Here is a 21,086-nt window from a genome sequence, read left to right on the forward strand (position 1 = left end):
ATACGAGATACGAGAAGCTTGCGCTATTAGTGAGATAGCGCAAGCATTTACAAACTTTAGACCTTAGCGCTCGAGAATCACAAACTCCATATCGTGCTTGTTCTTGTCATCTGCCTTAAATGTTTCTGAATAGCTTTGCGTCCAACCCTCTCCCCAATCCGGGAATTGAGTATCGCCATCGACAGCTAAATCAATATGAGTGAGATACAGTTTATCTGCTTTTGGTAAGCAATGCGCATAGATAGAGCCACCACCAATGATCATCACCTCTTCAACATCACCGACCAACTCCAAAGCTTGCTCAACAGAAGTCGCCATAGTGACACCATCAATTTTCAAGGTTTCATCACGGCTCACCACGATGTTCAAGCGGCCAGGTAACGGACGGCCAATAGAGTCATAAGTTTTACGTCCCATCACAATCGGTTTACCCATTGTCGAACGTTTAAACCACGCAAAGTCAGCGGGAAGGTGCCAAGGCATTTGATTGTCTTTACCAATAACACGATTGTCTGCCATTGCCGCTATCATACTGATGATCATATCTACTGAGGTCCTACTCTGAATTGGGTTAATGTTTGCTAAACGATAGGTCTACGGCGGTAGAATAACAGCCCTGGCACTGCTAAGCCAATCGCTAACCCCGCGATTATGAACATCGCTTTGAGGAAGTTCTCCATCAACATAGCCACTAGCTCAGGCGTATAGCCCATATTGTTAATCTCAACCATGGCAATCATCGCCTTAAAAGCAAAGACACCCGGAACCATTGGGATGAGAGCTGCGACCGTAAACACCTTAGGGTGGGCCAGCAGTTTATGCGACCAGTGGACACCTATCATGCCGACAAGGGTTGCAGCAAAGAAGGTCGCCCACTCGATAGGAACACCGAAGTGCATCATTAAATAGCGACTCCCGTGACCAATGGCTCCACCCAGCGCGCAGTAAACAAGTGCTCGCTGCGGAACATTGAATACTAGCGCAAAACCAACGGCAGGAATGGCCGCAAAAAACATATCATTAGCTAAACCAAATAATAACTCTAACATTATCCAGCCCACCCCCATACACCAGACAAGCTCATTGCAGCTACAATGCCAAGGCTGGTCGCCAGCGTCAGTAAACTCGCCATAGTAAAGCGGGCAAGTCCCATATTGATGTGACCTTTAAGCATATCTGCAACTGAGTTAATCAAAGGAAAGCCGGGTACCAGCATCAATACCGAAGAAGCCATGACGATAGTTGGTTGGCCACCGATATCAAACAACACAGCTTGAGCGGAAATAGCCGTGGTCACGAAGGCCGTAACGGCAAAATTCAGAAGAGGGTTAAAGTGTCGATGACCGATCTCTTGGCGAACAATCATTCCGCAAGCAGACGCGATAAAAGTCATCATAAATACATGCCAATCGCCCCCAGCTAAACGGCTGAATGAAGCACAAGATAACCCTATCATCACCACGACCAACCAGCGATTATAGCGCTCGGGGCTGATTTCATTAATCTTTCTCTGGGCTAAGTCAGAATCCAGAATTCCTTTTTCCATCATGATGCAGATACGCTGGATATCTGTGATCACCCGCATATTGATACCACGATCAGCACAGCTTCGAGTGGTGGTGATACAGTGGTCACCCATGACTGTCGTGACCACCAACGCATTGGCGGACAGAGCAACTTCCACCTCATCAACACCACACGCAATGCCTATGCGACGCATGATGTCTCCCACTAAGGTGCTCTCGGCACCGTGTGCTAATAACATTTGTCCAGATTGAGCGACCAATCGAGATATCGCTCGTTGTTTTGATGCCATGATTTCCTTCCCATTGGCGTTAATACTTAAGAGGTAAATTTTGCCTGATTCATCATCATCGATTCATGATTTAGATACAAAAAAACCGCAATATTAATTGCGGTTTTTATCTAATCGACTCAATTAGTCACGAACGTAGATAACGTGACCGTCATCTTCTTCGTCGTCCCAATCATCCCAATCGTCGTCAGTCACGACATCTTTGCCGCTCATCGCGTCTTTGTGGTAATCATCCCACATGAAGTCGACTTTCTCTTCTTCAGTCACCTCTTCCTCTTCACGAGGTAGATTTTCCATGAAGTCAGCTAGCTTGTAACAAAGCTCTTTGGTACCTAGCTTGTTCACAGCAGAGATTTGGAAGTACTCGCCTTCCCAACCCAGAGCATCAATAATCTCTTGGATCTTCTCTTGTGCTTCTTCTTCAGGCATTAGATCAACTTTATTAAACACTAACCAACGAGGCTTTTGAGCCACTTTTTCGCTGTACTGTTCAAGCTCGTCGATGATCGTCAATGCATTCTGAATTGGATCCGATTGATCAATTGGCATGATATCGATCATGTGCAGTAGCACACGACAACGCTCAAGGTGCTTCAAGAAACGAATACCAAGACCAGCACCATCCGCTGCACCCTCAATTAGACCAGGGATATCGGCAACCACGAAGCTCTTCTCAGGAACCACACTCACTACACCCAGACTTGGGATAAGTGTTGTAAATGGGTAATCCGCCACTTTTGGTTTCGCTGCAGAAACAGAACGAATGAAGGTAGACTTACCTGCATTTGGTAGACCTAGCATACCTACATCAGCAAGCAGAAGTAGTTCTAGACGAAGTTCACGAACCTCACCCTTAGTACCCATGGTCTTTTGACGAGGAGCTCGGTTAACAGACGATTTAAAACGTGTGTTACCAAGACCGTGCCAACCACCTTTAGCTACCATTACTTTTTTGCCGTGCTCAGCAACTTCAGCCACGATTTCATTGGTGTGGATATCAACGGCACGAGTACCTACCGGCACTTTCAATGTGATGTCTTTACCACGCTTACCGGTACAGTTACCACCGCGGCCATTCTCACCACGCTCTGCATTGTAAAAACGTTGGAAACGGTAATCGATCAGTGTGTTCAGGTTTTCATCCGCTTGGATATAAACATCACCACCGTCACCGCCATCACCGCCGTCTGGGCCGCCTTTAGCTACGAATTTCTCGCGCCAAAAACTTACTGTACCATTACCACCATCACCGGCTTCTACTTTTACTACCGCTTCATCAACGAATTTCATTTTTAACTCCGCACTTTGCGTTGCGTACCACTCATTAAAGAATGATATAAATTCTAGCAGATCCGTATTTAGATCGATCACCTAAGATCTAGGGTCTATCTGCAACTAAGGAACAAATAAGGAGGGGTTCTTTGCTGTACACGTAACAAGAGCGCCTGCTTTTTTATTCTCGCTTTAATTTTTAATCTCACTATAAATAAAAAACCCCGCCTAACGGCAGGGCTTTTAAATTCATCTTGAGACTGAGAAATTACTCAGAATCGATGCTAACGAATTTACGGTTTTTAGGACCTTTCACTTCGAATTTCACTTTACCTTCAGTAAGAGCGAAAAGAGTGTGGTCTTTACCGATACCTACGTTAGTACCAGCGTGGAACTTAGTACCACGTTGACGAACGATGATGTTACCTGCAAGAACAGATTCACCACCGAAACGCTTTACACCAAGACGTTTGCTTTCTGAATCGCGGCCGTTACGAGTAGAACCGCCAGCTTTTTTGTGTGCCATTGTTAAACTCTCCTATAACTTAAGCGTTAATGCCAGTGATTTTCACTTCAGTGAACCACTGACGGTGGCCAGCTTGCTTACGAGAGTGCTTACGACGACGGAACTTAACGATTTTAACTTTATCGCCACGACCGTGTTGTACTACTTCCGCAGTAACCTTACCACCTTCAACAAGAGGTGCACCAACAGTGATTTCTTCACCGTTAGCAACAAGAAGAACTTTATCAAATTCAACAGTTGCACCAGTTTCAACGTCTAATTTCTCTAAACGAAGAGTTTGACCTTCGCTTACACGGTGTTGTTTACCACCAGATTGGAAAACAGCGTACATATTTTACTCCGCTTTTTCCGCACAGCCTCATTTGGGTGTGCGCTAAACTAATCATCAATAGGGCGCAGATTCTACAGAGAAGATACGCCTTTGACAAGCCATATTTTTAAAAAATTGGCGAAAACCTGTTCGCCAAAGAAAAGTGCGGCAATCATGCCCTTAAGCGATGTATTAATCAACGTTTTTTAGTGTATTATTCAACAATTAATACAACGTATAAGCCTTACAGGGTCTAACTTTAGCCGGATGAACAATGGATTTTAAAGCTATCCAAGCGCTTACTGCCAATGATATGGCAAAAGTGAATGAAACAATTCAAGCCCAACTTAATTCTGACGTAAGTTTAATCAACCAACTTGGTTTCTATATCGTGAGCGGTGGCGGCAAGCGCCTTCGCCCTTTGCTTGCTCTTTTATCAGCTCGTGCTCTTGGCTATCAAGGTGAAGCTCATATCACCTCTGCAGCCTTTATCGAATTCATCCATACAGCAACGTTATTGCATGATGACGTGGTAGATGAATCGGACATGCGTCGCGGTAAAGCAACGGCGAATGCAGCCTTTGGTAATGCAGCCAGCGTTCTAGTTGGCGACTTTATTTACACTCGTTCATTCCAAATGATGACAAAGCTAGGATCACTAAGGATCCTTGAACTAATGAGTGAAGCGGTAAATGTGATCGCGGAAGGTGAAGTTCAGCAATTAATGAACTGCAACGATCCAAACACCACTGAAGAAAGCTACATGCAGGTGATCTACTCGAAAACTGCACGTCTGTTTGAAGCAGCGACACAAATTGGCGCAATCCTGACTGAATCGTCACCTGAAGTCGAAACGGCAATGCAGAACTACGGTAAATACCTTGGTACTGCTTTCCAGTTGATTGACGATGTTATGGATTACACCGCTGATGGTAAAGAGATGGGTAAGAACGTGGGTGATGACCTTGCAGAAGGTAAGCCAACTCTGCCTCTGCTTTACGCCATGCACAACGGTACACCAGAACAAGCAAGTATGATTCGCGAAGCGATTGAGCACTCTAACGGCATGGAGAAGCTTGACGATATTCTTGCAGCGATGAAAGCGACAGGATCTCTAGAGTACACCACGCAGAAGGCTTACGAAGAGGCTGACAAAGCGATTGCAGAGTTATCTGTACTTCCAGATTCAGAATACAAGCAAGCACTGACAACACTGGCGCACCTAGCTGTAAAACGCAGCAAGTAGTCATTAAGTGCAACTGGCAATTCGTCAGATAAACAAAAAAAGAGCCGTAGAGGCTCTTTTTTAGTTTGTGGGCGCTTAGTAACGGCTAGACTCTAATGAGAGCGGGAGTTGTGCGTCAATCGCCTCTAGCTCCTCAAGAGGTACCGCATATTGCTCATGGGTGTGATAGGACTCAACCAAAGCGGTTTGCTCTTGCTCATCAATCACTAACACCTTTCCCAAGCTCCCCAAATACTCGACATGCATCCCTTTTTGTACTCGACTCATACCCTACCCTCGGTTTTCTATTTCAACGAGGAATACGAGCCTTTAGCAAACAAAGATCAAAAGCCGAGATCAAAAAAGCCGCTCATCAGAACGGCTTTTGAATTCAAACAATCTAAATGCGCTTATTTAGCAAATTCAACACCGATTTCGATGTCGCCATTTAGCGTTTCTAGCATGCTGTCTAGTGCATTGCGCTCGAAGTCACTTAGCTCACCGTAGCTTAGGATAGCTTCTGCGCCTTCTTTACCAAGTTTCACAGGCTGAGCGAAGAATGGTGCGTGCTCGCCTTCACCTTCAACGTATGCACACTCGATTACGCCTTCTTCACCTTGAAGTGCTTTAACAAGAGCTAGACCGAAGCGACAAGCTGCTTGGCCCATAGATAGAGTTGCACTACCGCCGCCCGCTTTCGCTTCTACTACTTCAGTACCTGCGTTTTGGATACGTGTAGTCAGTGCTGCGATCTCTTCATCAGTAAACTCTACACCTTCTACTTGTGAAAGTAGTGGAAGAATCGTTACACCAGAGTGACCACCGATAACTGGTACACGGATGTCGCCTGGATCTTTGTCTTTTAGCTCAGCAACAAATGTTTCAGAACGAATAACATCTAGAGTAGTCACACCGAATAGGCGACGCTTGTCGTAAACGCCCGCTTTCTTAAGAACTTCAGCAGCGATTGGCACAGTCGTGTTTACTGGGTTAGTGATGATACCAACACAAGCTTTTGGACATACAACCGCGATTTTTTCAGCTAGAGACTTAACAATACCCGCGTTTACATTGAAAAGATCCGCACGATCCATACCTGGCTTACGTGCAACACCCGCAGAGATAAGAACCACATCAGCGCCTTCTAGTGCTGGCGTTGGATCTTCACCCGCGTAGCCTTTGATCGAAACTGGCGTTGGGATATGGCTAAGGTCCGCAGCAACACCTGGTGTTACTGGAGCGATATCGTAAAGAGCAAGATCAGAACCTGCAGGTAGGCGGTTCTTAAGTAATAGGGCTAGGGCTTGACCGATGCCACCAGCGGCACCAATAACAGCTACTTTCATTGTTATTCTCCTTGAGAGATTTTCTCTTATAAGTTCTTAGTAGGGTGATTTGTGAGCTAATTTAAGTTCAAAAACTATAATAATCACAAAGTGATTACAATCAATTAACGCCAGCTTTGCGACCTCGCGCAAGTCAATAAAACCGTGCTACACAGCGAGTTTGTATTATGTGAATAATTCACTGAAATAACAAAGCAAATCGTCATTAATAGCATATTATTCCATTTAATATTTACAGTGATATGACTAACAAATTGTCTGGATATTTTGGCTAAAACTGAATATGTATGCGAGAATATGCAGATAGATTTGTTAAGAAATAAGAAGACATATGCGCAATACCGAAAAACAAGACAACTTAGTTCGCGCTTTTAAAGCTTTACTAAAAGAAGAGCGCTTTGGCTCTCAAGGTGAGATTGTCGACGCACTCAAGCACGAAGGCTTTGAGAGTATCAACCAATCGAAAGTCTCGCGTATGTTAACTAAGTTCGGTGCTGTTCGAACTCGTAATGCAAAAATGGAGATGGTTTACTGTCTTCCAGCAGAATTAGGCGTTCCTACAGTTTCTAGCTCGCTCAGAGAGTTAGTACTAGATATTGACCACAACAATGCGTTGGTTGTTATCCACACAGGCCCTGGTGCTGCACAGTTGATCGCTCGCCTATTAGACTCTCTAGGTAAGTCTGAAGGCATCCTAGGCGTGGTGGCTGGCGATGATACTATCTTTATCACCCCAACTCTGGCAGTCACAACCAAGCAGCTATTTGAGTCTGTATGTGAACTGTTTGAATACGCTGGATAATGTCTGAAGTTTCATAAACATTACCCATACGAATGGATCATGAATACCTATCAAGTTCGTGATCCACCTCACATCCTGAAATATCCATCTTTAACCACTCAAAACCACATAACTATTTGATTTTAAAAAATCTAGTTGCAAATAAAACGTTATATTAGTGCATCAATATTTAGATTTTTTCGCTATAAGTTTTAACATTCGAGTAATTTACTGCCAATTTTTTGATATTATTCAGCCACTTTTTCATCACATGGATTGAAAAAGGTGCCGTTTCCAAAGAGGAAACTCCAGAAGCAACTACACTTGTTTCAGGGTTAATAATGAATAAAGGAAGGGAAATTCATGGCATTTACCAAACTTCTTAAAGTTGGTGCGATTGCAGCTGCTGTAATGGGCGCTGGCGCAGCTAACGCTCAAGAGTTCATCACAATCGGTACTGGTTCTGTAACGGGTGTTTACTACCCTACAGGTGGTGCGATTTGTAAACTAGTGAACAAAGGCCGCAAAGACCACAACATCCGTTGTTCAGTAGAATCGACTGGTGGTTCAATCTACAACGTTAACACTATCCGTGCTGGTGAACTGGATTTCGGTGTTGTTCAATCGGACTGGCAATACCACGGTTACAACGGTACAAGTAAGTTCAAAGATCAAGGCGAGTACAAAAAACTACGCGCTATGTTCTCTCTACACACAGAACCGTTCAACATCATTGCTCGCACAGACTCAGGCATCAATGGCGTAGCTGACCTAGCAGGTAAGCGCGTAAACATTGGTAACCCAGGTTCTGGTGACCGTGCAACTATGGGTGTTGTAATGGACGCTATGGGTTGGACTAACGACAGCTTCAAGCTAGCGTCTGAGCTAAAAGGTTCTGAGCGTTCTCAAGCACTCTGTGATAACAAGATTGATGCATTCATCTACATGGTTGGTCACCCGAACGGTTCAATCAAAGAAGCAACAACATCTTGTGACGCTAAGCTAGTATCTGCAACTGGTCCTCAAATCGACAAGATCGTTGCTGAGAACCCATACTACGCATACAGCACAGTACCTGCAGGTATGTACCGCGGTACAGATGCTGACGTAAACAGCTTCGGTGTAGCAGCGACTATGGTAACAACGACTGACGTATCAGACGATGTTGCTTACAACGTTGCAAAAGCAGTATTTGAAAACTTTGACACGTTCAAACGTCTTCACCCTGCATTTGCAAACCTGAAGAAAGAGGACATGGTACAAGCTGGTCTTTCTATCCCTCTACACCCAGGTGCTGAAAAATACTACAAAGAAGTGGGTCTTCTGAAGTAATCCATCTTCAAACCTACTCTATCCAATAAGGAGGCGAGCCCTCCTTATTGGCTTTTCACGCTTTATAAAAAGAACCTAAGTGAAAAGAGACAAACTTTTAAGTCTCTCCAAATTGGAGAACTTACCTTCGTATCAAGCCTAAGACACAGTCGATCAAAAACGCATTTTCTTGTCAGTTCACTACACTAGATAGGAAGAAAAATTACGTATCGCTGTGACATGCGAAAAGGCTAGACCATCAATAATAAGGATAAAGTACATGACGCAGACAACATCACCGTCTTCTGATGTGCAAGAAATGGTGGCACAATCAGACACTGGAGCACGTAGCCCGAGCGGCATGCAAGGTCGTATTCTATGGTTTGTGCCGCTATGTTGGTCATTGTTCCAACTTTGGTATGCATCTCCGCTACCGTTTATTTTTGACTTCGCTGTATTGAACGATACTCAAGCGCGTGCTATCCACCTCACGTTTGCTATCTTTCTTGCATTTACTGCTTACCCAGCACTAAAGAATTCTCCTCGCGACTATATACCAGCTCTTGATTGGGTATTGGCGCTTGCTGGTAGTTTCTCTGCTGCTTATATCTACATTTTCTATACGGAACTGGCTGGCCGTTCAGGCGCTCCGACGACTTTTGATATTGTGGCAGCGGTAACCGGTATGGTACTGCTACTAGAAGCGACACGACGTGCACTTGGCCCACCACTTATGGTGGTTGCAGCTGTATTCCTGCTGTATACGTTCGGCGGCCCATACATGCCAGACGTGATTGCACACAAAGGTGCAAGTCTTAACAAAGCAATGTCGCACCTATGGCTAACGACTGAAGGTGTATTTGGTGTTGCTCTGGGTGTTTCTACCTCATTCGTATTCTTGTTCGTACTATTTGGTGCGATGCTAGAGCGTGCGGGTGCAGGTGCTTACTTCATCAAAGTTGCATTCTCACTGCTTGGTCACATGAAAGGCGGCCCTGCAAAAGCTGCTGTTGTGGCTTCGGGCCTATCTGGTCTTGTGTCTGGCTCGTCGATTGCTAACGTAGTAACCACAGGTACCTTCACGATTCCATTGATGAAGCGTGTTGGCTTCCCTGGTACTAAAGCAGGTGCTGTAGAAGTAGCGGCTTCAACCAATGGTCAACTGACTCCGCCAATCATGGGTGCAGCTGCATTCTTAATGGTGGAATACGTTGGTATCTCTTACGTTGAGGTTATCAAAGCGGCACTACTACCAGCACTTATCTCTTACATCGCTCTGATTTACATCGTTCACTTAGAAGCGTGTAAAGCGGGCATGACAGGTCTTCCTCGTCGTCACACACCAACTGTGGTTCAAAGCCTACTGTCGTTCACTGGCACAATTTTAGGTCTATGTATTATCAGTGCTGTGGTTTACTACGGTGTTGGTTGGACGAAAGATGTGTTTGGTGCGGCTGCGACACCTATCGTAACAGTAGCCCTACTTCTCTCTTACCTTGGTTTGGTTCGCATCTCAGCAAAATACGCTGAAGAGGGCGGTATCGAAATCGACGAGAACCTAACGGAAGTACCGGATCCAGGTCCAACCATCAAGTCAGGTCTACACTACCTATTGCCTATCGTGGTTCTAGTATGGTGTCTGACGGTTGAGCGCTTCTCTCCAGGTCTATCAGCATTCTGGGCAACTGTGTTTATGATCTTCATCTTGGTGACTCAACGTCCATTGATAGCGATGATGAACAAGTCTGACGATCTTGCTGCTCAAACAAAAGAAGGCTTTATCGATCTAGCGGAAGCATTGGTTTCAGGCGCGCGTAACATGATCGGTATCGGTGTTGCGACGGCCGCAGCTGGAACAGTGGTAGGTGTGGTAACACTTACTGGTATCGGTCTGGTTATGACTGACTTCGTTGAGTTTATCTCAGGTGGTAGCATCCTACTTATGCTGCTGTTTACTGCGGTAATTAGCTTGATTCTAGGTATGGGTCTGCCAACAACAGCGAACTACATTGTTGTTTCGACGCTAATGGCGCCGGTAATCGTAACTCTAGGTGCGGCACACGGCCTGATCATTCCATTGATTGCGGTTCACCTGTTCGTGTTCTACTTCGGTATCCTAGCCGATGATACACCGCCAGTTGGCCTAGCAGCCTTTGCAGCCGCAGCGATTGCTAAGTCAGATCCAATCCGTACTGGTATTCAAGGCTTTACCTACGATATCCGTACTGCGATCTTGCCGTTCATGTTCATCTTCAATACCCAACTACTATTGATGGGCATTGATTCATGGTGGCATTTAGCGCTGACGATCTTCTCATCGGTAGCAGCGATGTTGATCTTCTCTGCAGCGACGCAAGGTTGGTGGTTCACTAAGAACAAATGGTGGGAAACGGTACTCTTACTTGTGCTTACCTTCTCTTTCTTCCGTCCGGGTTTCTGGTGGGACATGATCTACCCAGCGAAAGTTCTTTCACCTGGTGTTGAGATTGCGCAAGTTACTGAGCAGCTAAATGTAGGACAATCTATCGAACTAAGAGTCGGTGGTGAGAACCTAGAAGGCGATTACTCAGAGAAGACGGTTCGTTTGCCATTTGATGACAAGGCAGCAACTGCTGAAGAGCGTATCTCATCAATGGGTCTTATGCTAACCGAAGCTGACGGCAAGATGATTGTCGACATGGTTGAGTTTGGCAGCCCTGCTGAAGCGGCTGGTATCGATTTTGACTGGGAAATTAAGTCCATCATTCAAGATGCTGACCGACCAATGAAAGAGTGGGTATTTGTTCCGACTCTACTGATCCTCATTGGCTTAGGTATGAACCAAAGAAGACGTGCTCGTAAGGATGAGATTAGCGCGTAACAATGGGAAGTGAGAGTGCTCCAAACACTTTCACTTCTGTATTACACGGAAAGGATAGTACGGCGCCTAGACTCGCTCAGCGCCGCTAAACCAAAGAGACAAAAACATGTACAGACAAATCCTTGTTCCAGTTGATCTTAACGACAAAGGCTTTTCAGACAAAGCCGTTGAACTTGCAGTATGGCACGCTAAAAACAGCAATGCAGAGATTCACCTTTTGAACGTTCTGCCTGGTATTCACATGTCTATGGTTGCGTCTTACTTCCCGAAAGATGCAGCAAACCAAATGAAGCAAGACGTAAAGCGTCAGCTTCAAGAGTTTGCAGACAAGTACATCGATGACGAAGTGATCTACAAAGTACATGTGGCCGAAGGCAAAACCTACTCGACCATTCTAGATCATGCAGAGAAGCTAGGCGCAGACCTTATCGTTATGCCAAGCCATAAGCGCTCTAAGATTGATAAAGTGGTTCTAGGCTCTGTAGCAAGCAAAGTTGTACAGAACTCACCAATCAACGTTTTGGTTGTAAAGCCACAAGGCTAAATTTATATCGCTCTAAAACATAAAAGGTTGGCGTTTATGCCAACCTTTTTTTATTGGGTGAGATTCAGCAATTTGAGACTACGTCACTAGATTTTGAGCAGACCCGGCTGCAAACGCGTCAATGTTATCCATTAGAATATCCGCCAGCTTCTGTATTGCACTATCACTACCCCACGCCACATGAGGTGTTAGAAGAAGATTGGGTAAATCGCTATTTGCTAACAAAGGGTTAGACTTATCCGCTGGTTCGGCAGTGAATACGTCAACACCCGCACCAGCAATCTCGCCACTGCGCAGCGCATCAACTAACGCGACTTCATCCACCAGCCCACCGCGCCCGGCATTTATCAGCACACAATTAGGCTTCATCATCTGAAATTCTGCGCGAGAGATGAGGTTCTCCGTCTGAGTCGTTAACGGGCAGTGTAAGCTGATTGCATCCGCGGTTCTAAGCACTTCCTCAAAAGGCATGTAACCCTCTCGGCAACTGCTCGCTCCCTTGCGTTCAGCAAACACCACCTGCATTCCAATCGCTTTAGCCAGAACTGCGGTCGCTTGGCCTAAGCTGCCGCTACCAAAGATACCTAAAGTGCTGCCAGCAATATCTTGGATTGGGTGAGTAAAAAAGCAGAACTGCTTATCGCGCTGCCACACATCACGCTCGATATCTTGGTGGTAGCCCTTAAGGTTACGCTTTAAGGCAAACAGCATTGCAATCACATGTTCGGGAACGGACTGAGTCGCGTACCCCTGAATGTTGCTGACCAAAATACCGTTACTTTGACAGTACTCTAGGTCAATGTTGTTTACGCCAGTGGCAGAGACAGCAATAAAACGCAGTCTAGAGGCGGATAATAGATTAGACGCATTCAGCACCACTTTATTCGTGATAACAATCTCTGCATCGGCTATTCGCTTGGCGACTTGGTTTGGCTGAGTGAAGTCGTACTCAACCCACTCATGTTCAAAGCCCAACGCTTTTAAAGAAATCTGGGACGGAATGGTTGCCCTATCGAGGAACACCACCTTAGGTTTGCTCATTGTTCTTCCTTGTTTCAACATTCGTCTACCAGACCATTCTAACCTTTCAGCTTTTTATAGTCTGGTAACTCAGACTCAATATCAAAATGTTGAGTTATCTGTGGCTTGGCCTTTAGGTAAAAGTCACAAGGGACAAAAGCGGTAAACAGTTGGTTATTGGCAGGATGATAAAAGCTGAGCTCACATGCATGAAGCTCTAATCGTTGCGAGTAACTGAGTGCCGGCTCCGTTGAGTAGAACTCGTCTCCAACAATCGGGTGACCCAGTGCCATAGTATGAACACGCAACTGATGAGAGCGCCCAGTGATCGGTAACAAACGTAACAGCGTCGTATGTTCCTCATACAGCGCTACTTGATAGCGAGTCTGTGAAGGCTTTCCGTGTTCAAAGCACACTTTCTGACGAGGCCTATTTGGCCAATCGCAAATCAAAGGCAGGTCGACTTCTCCCTCTATTAACTCTACTTTCCCCCATACTCGAGCGTAATAAAGCTTATGAGTTAATCGATACTGAAACTGCTTCTTTAAATGACGCTCAGCCTCTTTATGTTTAGCAAACAACATTAGCCCTGAGGTAGACATATCCAAGCGATGCACGGCTTGCGCTTGTGGGTAAGCCTCTACGACTCGACTCCACATACTGTCATAGTGTTGTGGCTCTCGACCGGGGACCGACAGCAACCCTGACGGCTTGTTGACCACTAAGATATCTGCGTCTTCAAACACAACCTCAATCCAAGGATCTGTCGGTGGCTTGTACTCAATTAAAGCCATAGTGTGCCTTCTGTTGTGCCGCCATCATTTAATCTACCTATTTAAAAGCGTGCCTATGGACGACAGGATAAAAGTAGGGCCTTCATAAAGAAGGCCCCAATCGATACTTTTCAGTTCAACGAATTAGTTGTGCGAAACGACAATCAAACGCAGAGAATCAAGCTGTACCTGCGCTTTGGCAATGTACCCCGTCAGCTCGTCAATTTGTGTCTCAATCACTTGCAGCTCTTCATCACGAATATTTGGGTTCACTGCTTTCAGTGCTTGCAGACGCTCTAGCTCGCCATTTAGGTTCGCCTGCATCTCTTTCTGAGCTTGCTCTCGAACTTCTTCCACTTTAGGTAGCACTTGCGCTTCACCAGCTTCAATCAGCTTATGGATATCCGCTTGCACCGAGTTCACTAGCTTGCTTGCTAAATGGCGGTTCACAGGGCTCAATTGACGGTTAAAGCCTTCAAATTCAACCTGCGAAGAGAGATCGTTACCACGACCGTCCATCATTAGACGAATCGGTGTCTTAGGCAAGAACTGGCTGATGCCGCTGCGCTTAGGCGCCTGTGCATCAACAAGGTAAACCAACTCTAGAAGAATCGTACCTACAGGTAGTGCTTTGTTCTTCAACAGTGACACAGCTGAAGTACCCACGCCTTCACTCAATAGCAGATCAATACCGCCTTGAATCATCGGGTGCTCCCAGCTGATGAAGTTCATATCTTCACGAGACAGCGCCGTATCACGGTCGAAGGTGATCGTTGCACCTTCGTATGGCAGACCTGGGTAGCTTGGAACCATCATGTGCTCAGATGGTGTTACTACCAGTGCGTTTTCACCCTTGTCATCTTGGTTAAGACCGATAGTGTCGAATAGGCTAAGTGCAAATGTCACCAAGTTGGTGTCGCCATCAGTAGAAGCAATTTTCTCTGCGATTTCAGTCGCTTTCTCACCACCGTTCGAGTGCATCTCAAGCAGTCGATCACGACCTTTCTCAAGATCTGCTTTAAGGCTCTGGTTGAGTTTCGCCGACTCTTCAATCACTTCATCTAACTGTTCAGTGTTGCCCGATGCTAGCATCTCAATCAGGTTTTCTGCGTACTTATCGTAAACGGTGCGACCGGTTGGACACGTCTCACCAAACGCATTCAATCCTTCATCAAACCAACGTGCAAGAATCGCTTGCGAGGTGCCTTTCAGGTATGGAACGTGGATATCGATATCACGCTGCTGACCGATACGATCAAGACGACCAATACGCTGCTCAAGCAAGTCTGGGTTAAATGGTAAGTCAAACATCACCAATTGGTTAGCAAACTGGAAGTTACGACCTTCAGAGCCGATCTCACTACAGATCAGAACCTGAGCACCGCCCTCTTCTTGAGCAAAGTATGCCGCCGCTTTATCACGCTCTAGGATAGACATCCCTTCGTGGAATACCGTTGCACGAATACCTTCACGCTCACGCAGTGCCTGCTCAAGTTGTAGAGCTGTACTAGCACGAGATGCGATCACTAGGATCTTCTCGCTACGCTTCTCTTGGATCTTTTCTAACAACCAATTCACGCGTGAATCGAATTGCCACCAGCTTGATTCTTCACCTTCAAACTCTTGGAAGATCTCTTCTGGGTAGAGCATCTTCATCGCACGCGCTTCTGGTGTCATCTTGCCACCAATCATGCCCGATACACGCATTGATGTAGTGTACTGACTTGGGATATCCATCGGCAGTAAATGAACATTACGCTTAGGGAAACCTTTAATCGCAGCACGAGTGTTTCTAAATAGAACGCGGCCAGTACCATGACGATCCATTAGGTTATCAATCAGCTCTTGGCGAGCAATTGCCTGCTCTTCTTCTGGGCTATCGCCTTCGATAACACGGAAAAGAGGTTCAACGTCCTGTTCAGAAAGCAGCTCAGTGATTTGATTTTTCTGGCTATCTTCTAGCTTGATACCAGAGAACAATGCCGTTACCGCATCCGCAACAGGCGCGTATTGCTCTTCTTCTTCAACAAATGCGTCGTAATCATAAAAGCGATCAGGATCCAGCAGGCGCAGACGAGCAAAGTGGCTCTCACGGCCCAGTTGTTCAGGTGTCGCCGTCAGTAGCAGCACACCCGGAGTATTCTCAGCTAGGCCCTCTACCACTTGGTATTGGCGGCTTGGTTTGTCTTGGCTCCACTCAAGGTGGTGCGCTTCATCGACAACCAATAGATCCCACTCACCTTCCAGTGCTTGCTCGTAGCGTTTACGGCTTTTGCGCAGGAAGTCGAGTGAACACAATACATATTGCTGAGTATCGAACGGATTGTCTGACTCTGCGAAGGCTTCAATACAGCGCTCTTCATCGAAGATAGAGAAATGCAGGTTGAAACGACGCATCATCTCTACCAACCACTGATGCTGCAGTGTTTCTGGTACCACAATCAAGATACGCTCAGCACGGCCAGAAAGAACCTGCTGATGGATAATCATACCTGCTTCGATGGTTTTACCTAGACCCACTTCATCAGCAAGCAGAACGCGAGGTGCGTGACGGCGGCCAACTTCATGAGCGATGTATAGCTGGTGAGGGATAAGACCTGCACGCATGCCACACAGGCCGCGCATAGGACTCTTGTGTTGCTGATATTGGTTACTCAATGCACGGTAGCGCAGAACAAAGTTGTCCATGCGATCAATTTGACCAGCATAGAGCTTGTCTTGAGGTTTGTTAAAGCGGATCTGGTTGCTTAGGAAGATCTCACGCAGAGAAACACCGCTCTCTTCAGTGTCTTGACGAGTACCTAGATAGGTAAACAGGCCTTTCTCTTCAATCACTTCTTCAACAGACAGTGACCAGCCTTCCTGACATTCAATAACATCGCCAACATTAAACGTTACTCGGGTTACGGGAGCATCAGTACGTGCGTAAACACGATTCTCTTCTGACGCGGCAAACATTAGTGTCACTGTGCGAGCATCCATTGCTACAACGGTACCTAAACCTAAATCGCTCTCCGTATCGCTTATCCAGCGCTGCCCCAAAGCAAATGTCATGAATCGACTACCTCAATCTTATCTATGGAATTTGGTCATTTAAGCCATCAATTTCTTATCGGGACTTTGCAAATCCCAGAATAAAAATATAGCTAAAAATGCTTCGTTTGCAGCCACATTTCAATTAAGCGAATCAGATTCTATTGATTGAGAATATGGTGCAGAAAAAGGTCGCTAATCTTACTTGATGCTGTGATTTAGGTCACGCCAAAAGGTGATGATTTCATGCTTTTTTTCCGATTTCGTCTGTGCAATCAAACTGTCAAAAAAGCATGGCTATTCTAGAGAGCAAAGATTGCTGTTTTTGCATGAATGAACCATATTTAGAGTATCGGCAATATGGTGACATTCCTCTGGCTAAAGTTGGGCTAGGTTGTGAACTAACATGCTCATTAGGCTGTGATCCTAGCTGGCTTTATCCACGTTTATCTGTGATACAAGAAGCCGTATCTGGCAAGGAGATGCTATGGGCGAGACCAATCGGAAACTATTTGTTCTAGACACCAACATTCTACTTCACGAACCCTTCGCAATTTTTTCATTTCAAGAGCACGACGTTGTTATCCCGATGACAGTTCTTGAGGAACTCGACCGAATCAAAGACAGCAAAAGAGATGTCGCGCGCGACGCAAGAATCGCAATTCGCGCTTTAGAAGACCTCTTCAGAGACGCAACCCCGGATCAAATCTCTGAAGGGATTCCCTTTTCCAAAGACTTAAGCAGCGCCTCAGGTAGCATTTCAATTCTTGCAGATTATGAGCTGCAAGAGAGCATCAAGGCATTCGCCGACGACAAAGCCGGTGACAACCGCATTCTTAATGCAGTGCTCTATCTCCAAAACAAACGAGCACCACGCGAAGTGGTGCTCATCACTAAAGACATCAACATGCGGCTACGTGCCAAAGGTGCTGGAGTACGCTTTGTTGAAGACTATCAAACAGACCAGCTGATTGATGACATCCAATATCTAACCAAGGGCTTTCAAACAATCGAGGGCGCGTTCTGGGATGGCATTGATAACGTTGATAGCCGAACTCTCGGTGGAAAAACCTATCACACCTTGGCACGTGGTCCATTTGAACCAACCTTCATCAATCAGTATGTGATTGATGAAGAGAGTGATTTTGCTGCTCGCGTTGCCGAGATAGAACCTGAAACTATCACACTACAAGACATGAGTCGTGAGCGTCTGATGAACCGCCGCGCATGGGACATCACTCCTAAGAACATCTATCAGGGGATGGCAATTGATGCACTACTCGACCCAGATATCGACTTAGTGATCCTCACTGGAGCAGCTGGTAGCGGTAAGACGTTGCTGGCTATGGCTGCCGCACTTGAACAAACCATTGAACGCAAGCAGTTCGATAAGATCATCGTAACCCGAAACACCCCTGACATCGGTGAGTCGATTGGCTTCTTACCCGGCACCGAAGAAGAGAAGATGCTACCGTGGCTTGCTGCGGTCACCGATACCCTAGAGGCACTGCACAAAAACGATCACTGCACAGAAGGGTCGATGAAATACATCTGTGACAAAGCCAACATTCAGTTTAAATCGATAAACTTCATGCGTGGTCGCTCGATTCAAAACGCCTTCGTATTGCTTGATGAGTGCCAAAACCTCACCGCCTCGCAGATTAAAACCATCATTACCCGCTGTGGCGAGGGCACCAAGATTGTCTGTTCGGGTAACCTAGCTCAGATCGACTCTTCCTACCTAACCCCAGTCACGTCGGGCCTAACCTATATGGTCGAGCGCTTCAAAGACTTCGAAGGCAGCGCCAATATTCACCTCAATGGCGTAGTACGAAGCCGTTTGGCCGAGTTTGCTGAAGAGAATATGTAGTGCTAAAGCCTGCTAACAAATACGAAAAAGCGCCTCACTAGGAGGCGCTTTGTTTATTCATCAGGTGAGTCAAGATTACTCAGTACCACCAACAGTCAGTGAGTCTAGCTTCAGCGTTGGCTGGCCAACACCGACAGGTACACTTTGACCTGCTTTACCACATACACCCACGCCACGGTCAATGCTTAGGTCATTACCGACCATAGATACTTGCTGCATCGCTTCGATACCAGAGCCAATCAATGTTGCGCCCTTCACCGGGTGAGTGATTTTGCCGTTTTCAATCATGTACGCTTCAGAAGCCGAGAATACAAACTTACCTGAAGTAATATCAACCTGACCGCCACCGAAGTTTGGAGCATAGATACCCTTATCTACGGTTGCGATGATCTCTTCCGGTGTATGCTCACCTGGCAGCATGTAAGTGTTCGTCATGCGAGGCATTGGAAGATGCGCGTAAGACTCACGGCGACCATTACCTGTCGGTGCAACGCCCATTAGGCGAGCGTTGAGCTTATCTTGCATGTAGCCTTTTAACACGCCGTTTTCAATCAAGGTATTGTATTGACCGTTGACACCTTCATCATCGACATTCAACGAGCCACGAAGATTAGTCAATGTACCGTCATCAACAATCGTACACAGGCTAGAGGTTACTTGTTCACCAACTTTTCCAGAGAAAACTGAAGACTCTTTACGGTTGAAATCACCCTCGAGACCATGACCTACCGCTTCGTGCAGTAACACGCCCGGCCAACCAGAGCCAAGAACCACTGGCATTGCACCTGCAGGTGCAGCAACTGCCTCAAGGTTAACAAGAGCCTGACGAATCGCTTCATCGGCAAATTGATACGCCACTTGAGTGCCATTGTCGTCACTCAAAAAGAAGTCGTAACCAAAACGACCACCGCCACCAGCACTGCCACGTTCACGACGATCGCCTTTCTGCGCTAACACGCTGATAGACAGGCGAACCAACGGGCGAATATCTCCAGCGTAGGTACCATCTGTTGCAGCCACTAGCATCTGCTCGTGTACACCACTTAGGCTAATCGATACCTCTGTTACCATTGGTTCTTTGGTACGAATATAAGCATCTAGCGCTTTAAGTAATTCTGTTTTCTGCTGCTTTTCCCAGCTTGCTAGCGGGTTTACTGCATCATAGTAAGCCTGGTTAATGTTGCGCTTGAACGCTTGTACCTTGCCGTTTTTTCCCTGTTTTGCAATACCACGAGCCGCAATCGCACTCTGCTTAAGACCTTCTAGTTGAATTTGGTCTGAGTAGGCAAAACCGGTCTTTTCGCCCGCAACCGCACGCACGCCAACACCACAATCGATATTGAAAGATCCATCCTTGATGATGCTGTCTTCTAGGACAAGAGATTCATGCCAGCTCGACTGAAAGTAGATATCAGCATAATCAATCTGGCGGGTAGCAATGCTCGCCAATGTATCTGCGATATTTTGCTCCGTAAGCCCTGTCGGGTTAAGTAGCGCTTCTTCAATTTGATTGATGCTCATAAATGGCTCTTATTTGTAATTAAAATTGGTGTGTAAATCGAGAGTGTTGAACGATCGGCATATTCTGTCTAATAGGCTCACAGCTGGTCGTATCCAATTCGACAACCATACTTTCCGGCTCTTGGCCAAGTTGAGCGACCACTCTCCCCCATGGGTCTATCACCATGGAGTGTCCCCAGGTCTCTCGCTGACAAGGGTGTTTGCCTCCTTGCCCAACTGCGACGACCCAAGATTGTGTTTCTATCGCACGGCAGCGCAACAAAGCTTCCCAGTGCGCTTCGCCAGTTACTGCTGTAAAAGCAGCCGGCACTAACATAATTTGTGCACCCTGATGTCTTAATTCAGAGTAAAGGTGCGGAAAGCGCACATCATAGCAAATACTCAAGCCTAAGTGACCGAAAGGTGTTTCTGCAGTGACCACGCGATCACCTGGCGTAAAAATATCGGACTCTCGATAACATTTGTGCGCATCAGAGACATCCACGTCGAACATGTGCAGCTTATCGTAATGAGCAACAACAGTACCAAAGTCGTCAATCACCAGCGAGGTGGTAGTAACGCCGGCATCTGTCTTAATAGGCATACTACCGATAACAATCCACATACGGTGCTGCTTAGCTAACTCGCACACATGCGCTTGTAATGGCCCATTACCTAATGGCTCTGCGTGTTGGTGGTAGTCTTGCTTACTACCAAACACCAAGGCATTTTCAGGGCAAACCACCCATTTGGCGCCATGTGCTCTACACTTGATAACCTCTTGAGTGAGGAAAGCTAAGTTCTCACTTGGGTTCGGCCCTGAAGTCATCTGAATCAAGCCAACACTGTCCATGTGTTTTACTCCTATTTCATCCTTTACTCAGTCCAAACAAATTATT

At 46.2% G+C, this 21,086-nt stretch carries 19 protein-coding genes; 6 read left to right on the forward strand and 13 right to left on the reverse strand.

Going from position 1 to position 21,086, the window contains the following annotated elements; all coding sequences use genetic code 11:
• Positions 1-63: 63 nt before the first annotated feature.
• From folA to rplU, 6 genes are all read right to left on the reverse strand, one after another.
• Positions 64-543, reverse strand: coding sequence for a type 3 dihydrofolate reductase (folA, locus tag KI743_RS21695; protein WP_285468132.1), 480 nt, complete (start codon positions 541-543; stop codon positions 64-66).
• A gap of 38 nt (positions 544-581) precedes the next feature.
• A complete protein-coding gene (locus KI743_RS21700; RefSeq protein WP_032553032.1) occupies positions 582-1,067 on the reverse strand; it encodes a threonine/serine exporter family protein in 486 nt (161 codons plus the stop codon).
• Positions 1,049-1,816, reverse strand: coding sequence for a threonine/serine exporter ThrE family protein (locus KI743_RS21705; protein ID WP_150870799.1), 768 nt, complete (start codon positions 1,814-1,816; stop codon positions 1,049-1,051). Before KI743_RS21705 ends, KI743_RS21700 begins: the two co-directional genes overlap by 19 nt.
• A gap of 123 nt (positions 1,817-1,939) precedes the next feature.
• Positions 1,940-3,106, reverse strand: coding sequence for an Obg family GTPase CgtA (gene cgtA, locus KI743_RS21710; protein WP_150870797.1), 1,167 nt, complete (start codon positions 3,104-3,106; stop codon positions 1,940-1,942).
• Positions 3,107-3,356: 250 nt separating this feature from the next.
• Positions 3,357-3,614 (reverse strand): 50S ribosomal protein L27, encoded by a 258-nt coding sequence (gene rpmA, locus KI743_RS21715; protein ID WP_032553028.1) that lies wholly within the window; start codon positions 3,612-3,614, stop codon positions 3,357-3,359.
• A gap of 19 nt (positions 3,615-3,633) precedes the next feature.
• Positions 3,634-3,945, reverse strand: coding sequence for a 50S ribosomal protein L21 (rplU, locus tag KI743_RS21720; RefSeq protein ID WP_032553027.1), 312 nt, complete (start codon positions 3,943-3,945; stop codon positions 3,634-3,636).
• Between the two features lie 253 nt (positions 3,946-4,198).
• Here rplU and ispB point away from each other — a divergent pair, with 253 nt between their 5' ends.
• Positions 4,199-5,170: an octaprenyl diphosphate synthase gene (ispB, locus tag KI743_RS21725; RefSeq protein ID WP_032553026.1), complete on the forward strand. Its 972-nt coding sequence runs from the start codon at positions 4,199-4,201 to the stop codon at positions 5,168-5,170.
• Between the two features lie 75 nt (positions 5,171-5,245).
• Here the strand turns inward: ispB and KI743_RS21730 are convergent, their stop codons facing one another.
• Together KI743_RS21730 and mdh are read right to left on the reverse strand one after the other, a co-directional pair.
• Positions 5,246-5,437 (reverse strand): hypothetical protein, encoded by a 192-nt coding sequence (locus KI743_RS21730; RefSeq protein WP_032553025.1) that lies wholly within the window; start codon positions 5,435-5,437, stop codon positions 5,246-5,248.
• Positions 5,438-5,559: 122 nt separating this feature from the next.
• Positions 5,560-6,495, reverse strand: a complete 936-nt coding sequence (gene mdh, locus KI743_RS21735; protein ID WP_032553024.1) for a malate dehydrogenase — start codon at positions 6,493-6,495, stop codon at positions 5,560-5,562.
• Positions 6,496-6,826: 331 nt separating this feature from the next.
• Here mdh and argR point away from each other — a divergent pair, with 331 nt between their 5' ends.
• From argR to KI743_RS21755, 4 genes are all read left to right on the forward strand, one after another.
• On the forward strand, positions 6,827-7,297 hold the full coding sequence (argR, locus tag KI743_RS21740; protein WP_032553023.1) for a transcriptional regulator ArgR: 471 nt from the start codon (positions 6,827-6,829) through the stop codon (positions 7,295-7,297).
• Positions 7,298-7,639: 342 nt separating this feature from the next.
• Positions 7,640-8,608, forward strand: a complete 969-nt coding sequence (locus KI743_RS21745; RefSeq protein ID WP_032553022.1) for a TAXI family TRAP transporter solute-binding subunit — start codon at positions 7,640-7,642, stop codon at positions 8,606-8,608.
• Between the two features lie 259 nt (positions 8,609-8,867).
• Complete coding sequence (locus tag KI743_RS21750) at positions 8,868-11,447, forward strand: TRAP transporter permease (RefSeq protein WP_285468134.1); 2,580 nt, start codon at positions 8,868-8,870, stop codon at positions 11,445-11,447.
• 106 nt (positions 11,448-11,553) lie between these two features.
• Positions 11,554-11,991 (forward strand): universal stress protein, encoded by a 438-nt coding sequence (locus tag KI743_RS21755; RefSeq protein ID WP_032553020.1) that lies wholly within the window; start codon positions 11,554-11,556, stop codon positions 11,989-11,991.
• 78 nt (positions 11,992-12,069) lie between these two features.
• Here the strand turns inward: KI743_RS21755 and KI743_RS21760 are convergent, their stop codons facing one another.
• From KI743_RS21760 to rapA, 3 genes are all read right to left on the reverse strand, one after another.
• Positions 12,070-13,032 carry a D-2-hydroxyacid dehydrogenase gene (locus KI743_RS21760; protein WP_285468137.1) on the reverse strand — a complete coding sequence of 321 codons (963 nt, stop codon included), beginning with the start codon at positions 13,030-13,032 and terminating at the stop codon, positions 12,070-12,072.
• A 38-nt stretch (positions 13,033-13,070) separates the two neighbouring features.
• On the reverse strand, positions 13,071-13,805 hold the full coding sequence (gene rluA, locus KI743_RS21765) for a bifunctional tRNA pseudouridine(32) synthase/23S rRNA pseudouridine(746) synthase RluA (RefSeq protein WP_285468138.1): 735 nt from the start codon (positions 13,803-13,805) through the stop codon (positions 13,071-13,073).
• Between the two features lie 123 nt (positions 13,806-13,928).
• Positions 13,929-16,838: an RNA polymerase-associated protein RapA gene (gene rapA / locus KI743_RS21770; RefSeq protein WP_285468139.1), complete on the reverse strand. Its 2,910-nt coding sequence runs from the start codon at positions 16,836-16,838 to the stop codon at positions 13,929-13,931.
• Positions 16,839-17,304: 466 nt separating this feature from the next.
• Here rapA and KI743_RS21775 point away from each other — a divergent pair, with 466 nt between their 5' ends.
• Entirely contained in the window at positions 17,305-18,687 is a 1,383-nt protein-coding gene (locus KI743_RS21775) for a PhoH family protein (protein ID WP_285468140.1), read from the forward strand.
• A gap of 75 nt (positions 18,688-18,762) precedes the next feature.
• Here the strand turns inward: KI743_RS21775 and tldD are convergent, their stop codons facing one another.
• Together tldD and KI743_RS21785 are read right to left on the reverse strand one after the other, a co-directional pair.
• Positions 18,763-20,208 (reverse strand): metalloprotease TldD, encoded by a 1,446-nt coding sequence (gene tldD, locus KI743_RS21780; RefSeq protein WP_285468141.1) that lies wholly within the window; start codon positions 20,206-20,208, stop codon positions 18,763-18,765.
• A 19-nt stretch (positions 20,209-20,227) separates the two neighbouring features.
• Positions 20,228-21,040: a carbon-nitrogen hydrolase family protein gene (locus KI743_RS21785; RefSeq protein WP_285468142.1), complete on the reverse strand. Its 813-nt coding sequence runs from the start codon at positions 21,038-21,040 to the stop codon at positions 20,228-20,230.
• Positions 21,041-21,086: the final 46 nt, after the last annotated feature.

This window comes from Vibrio sp. D420a (genome assembly GCF_030248625.1).
GTDB lineage: Bacteria > Pseudomonadota > Gammaproteobacteria > Enterobacterales > Vibrionaceae > Vibrio > Vibrio fortis_A.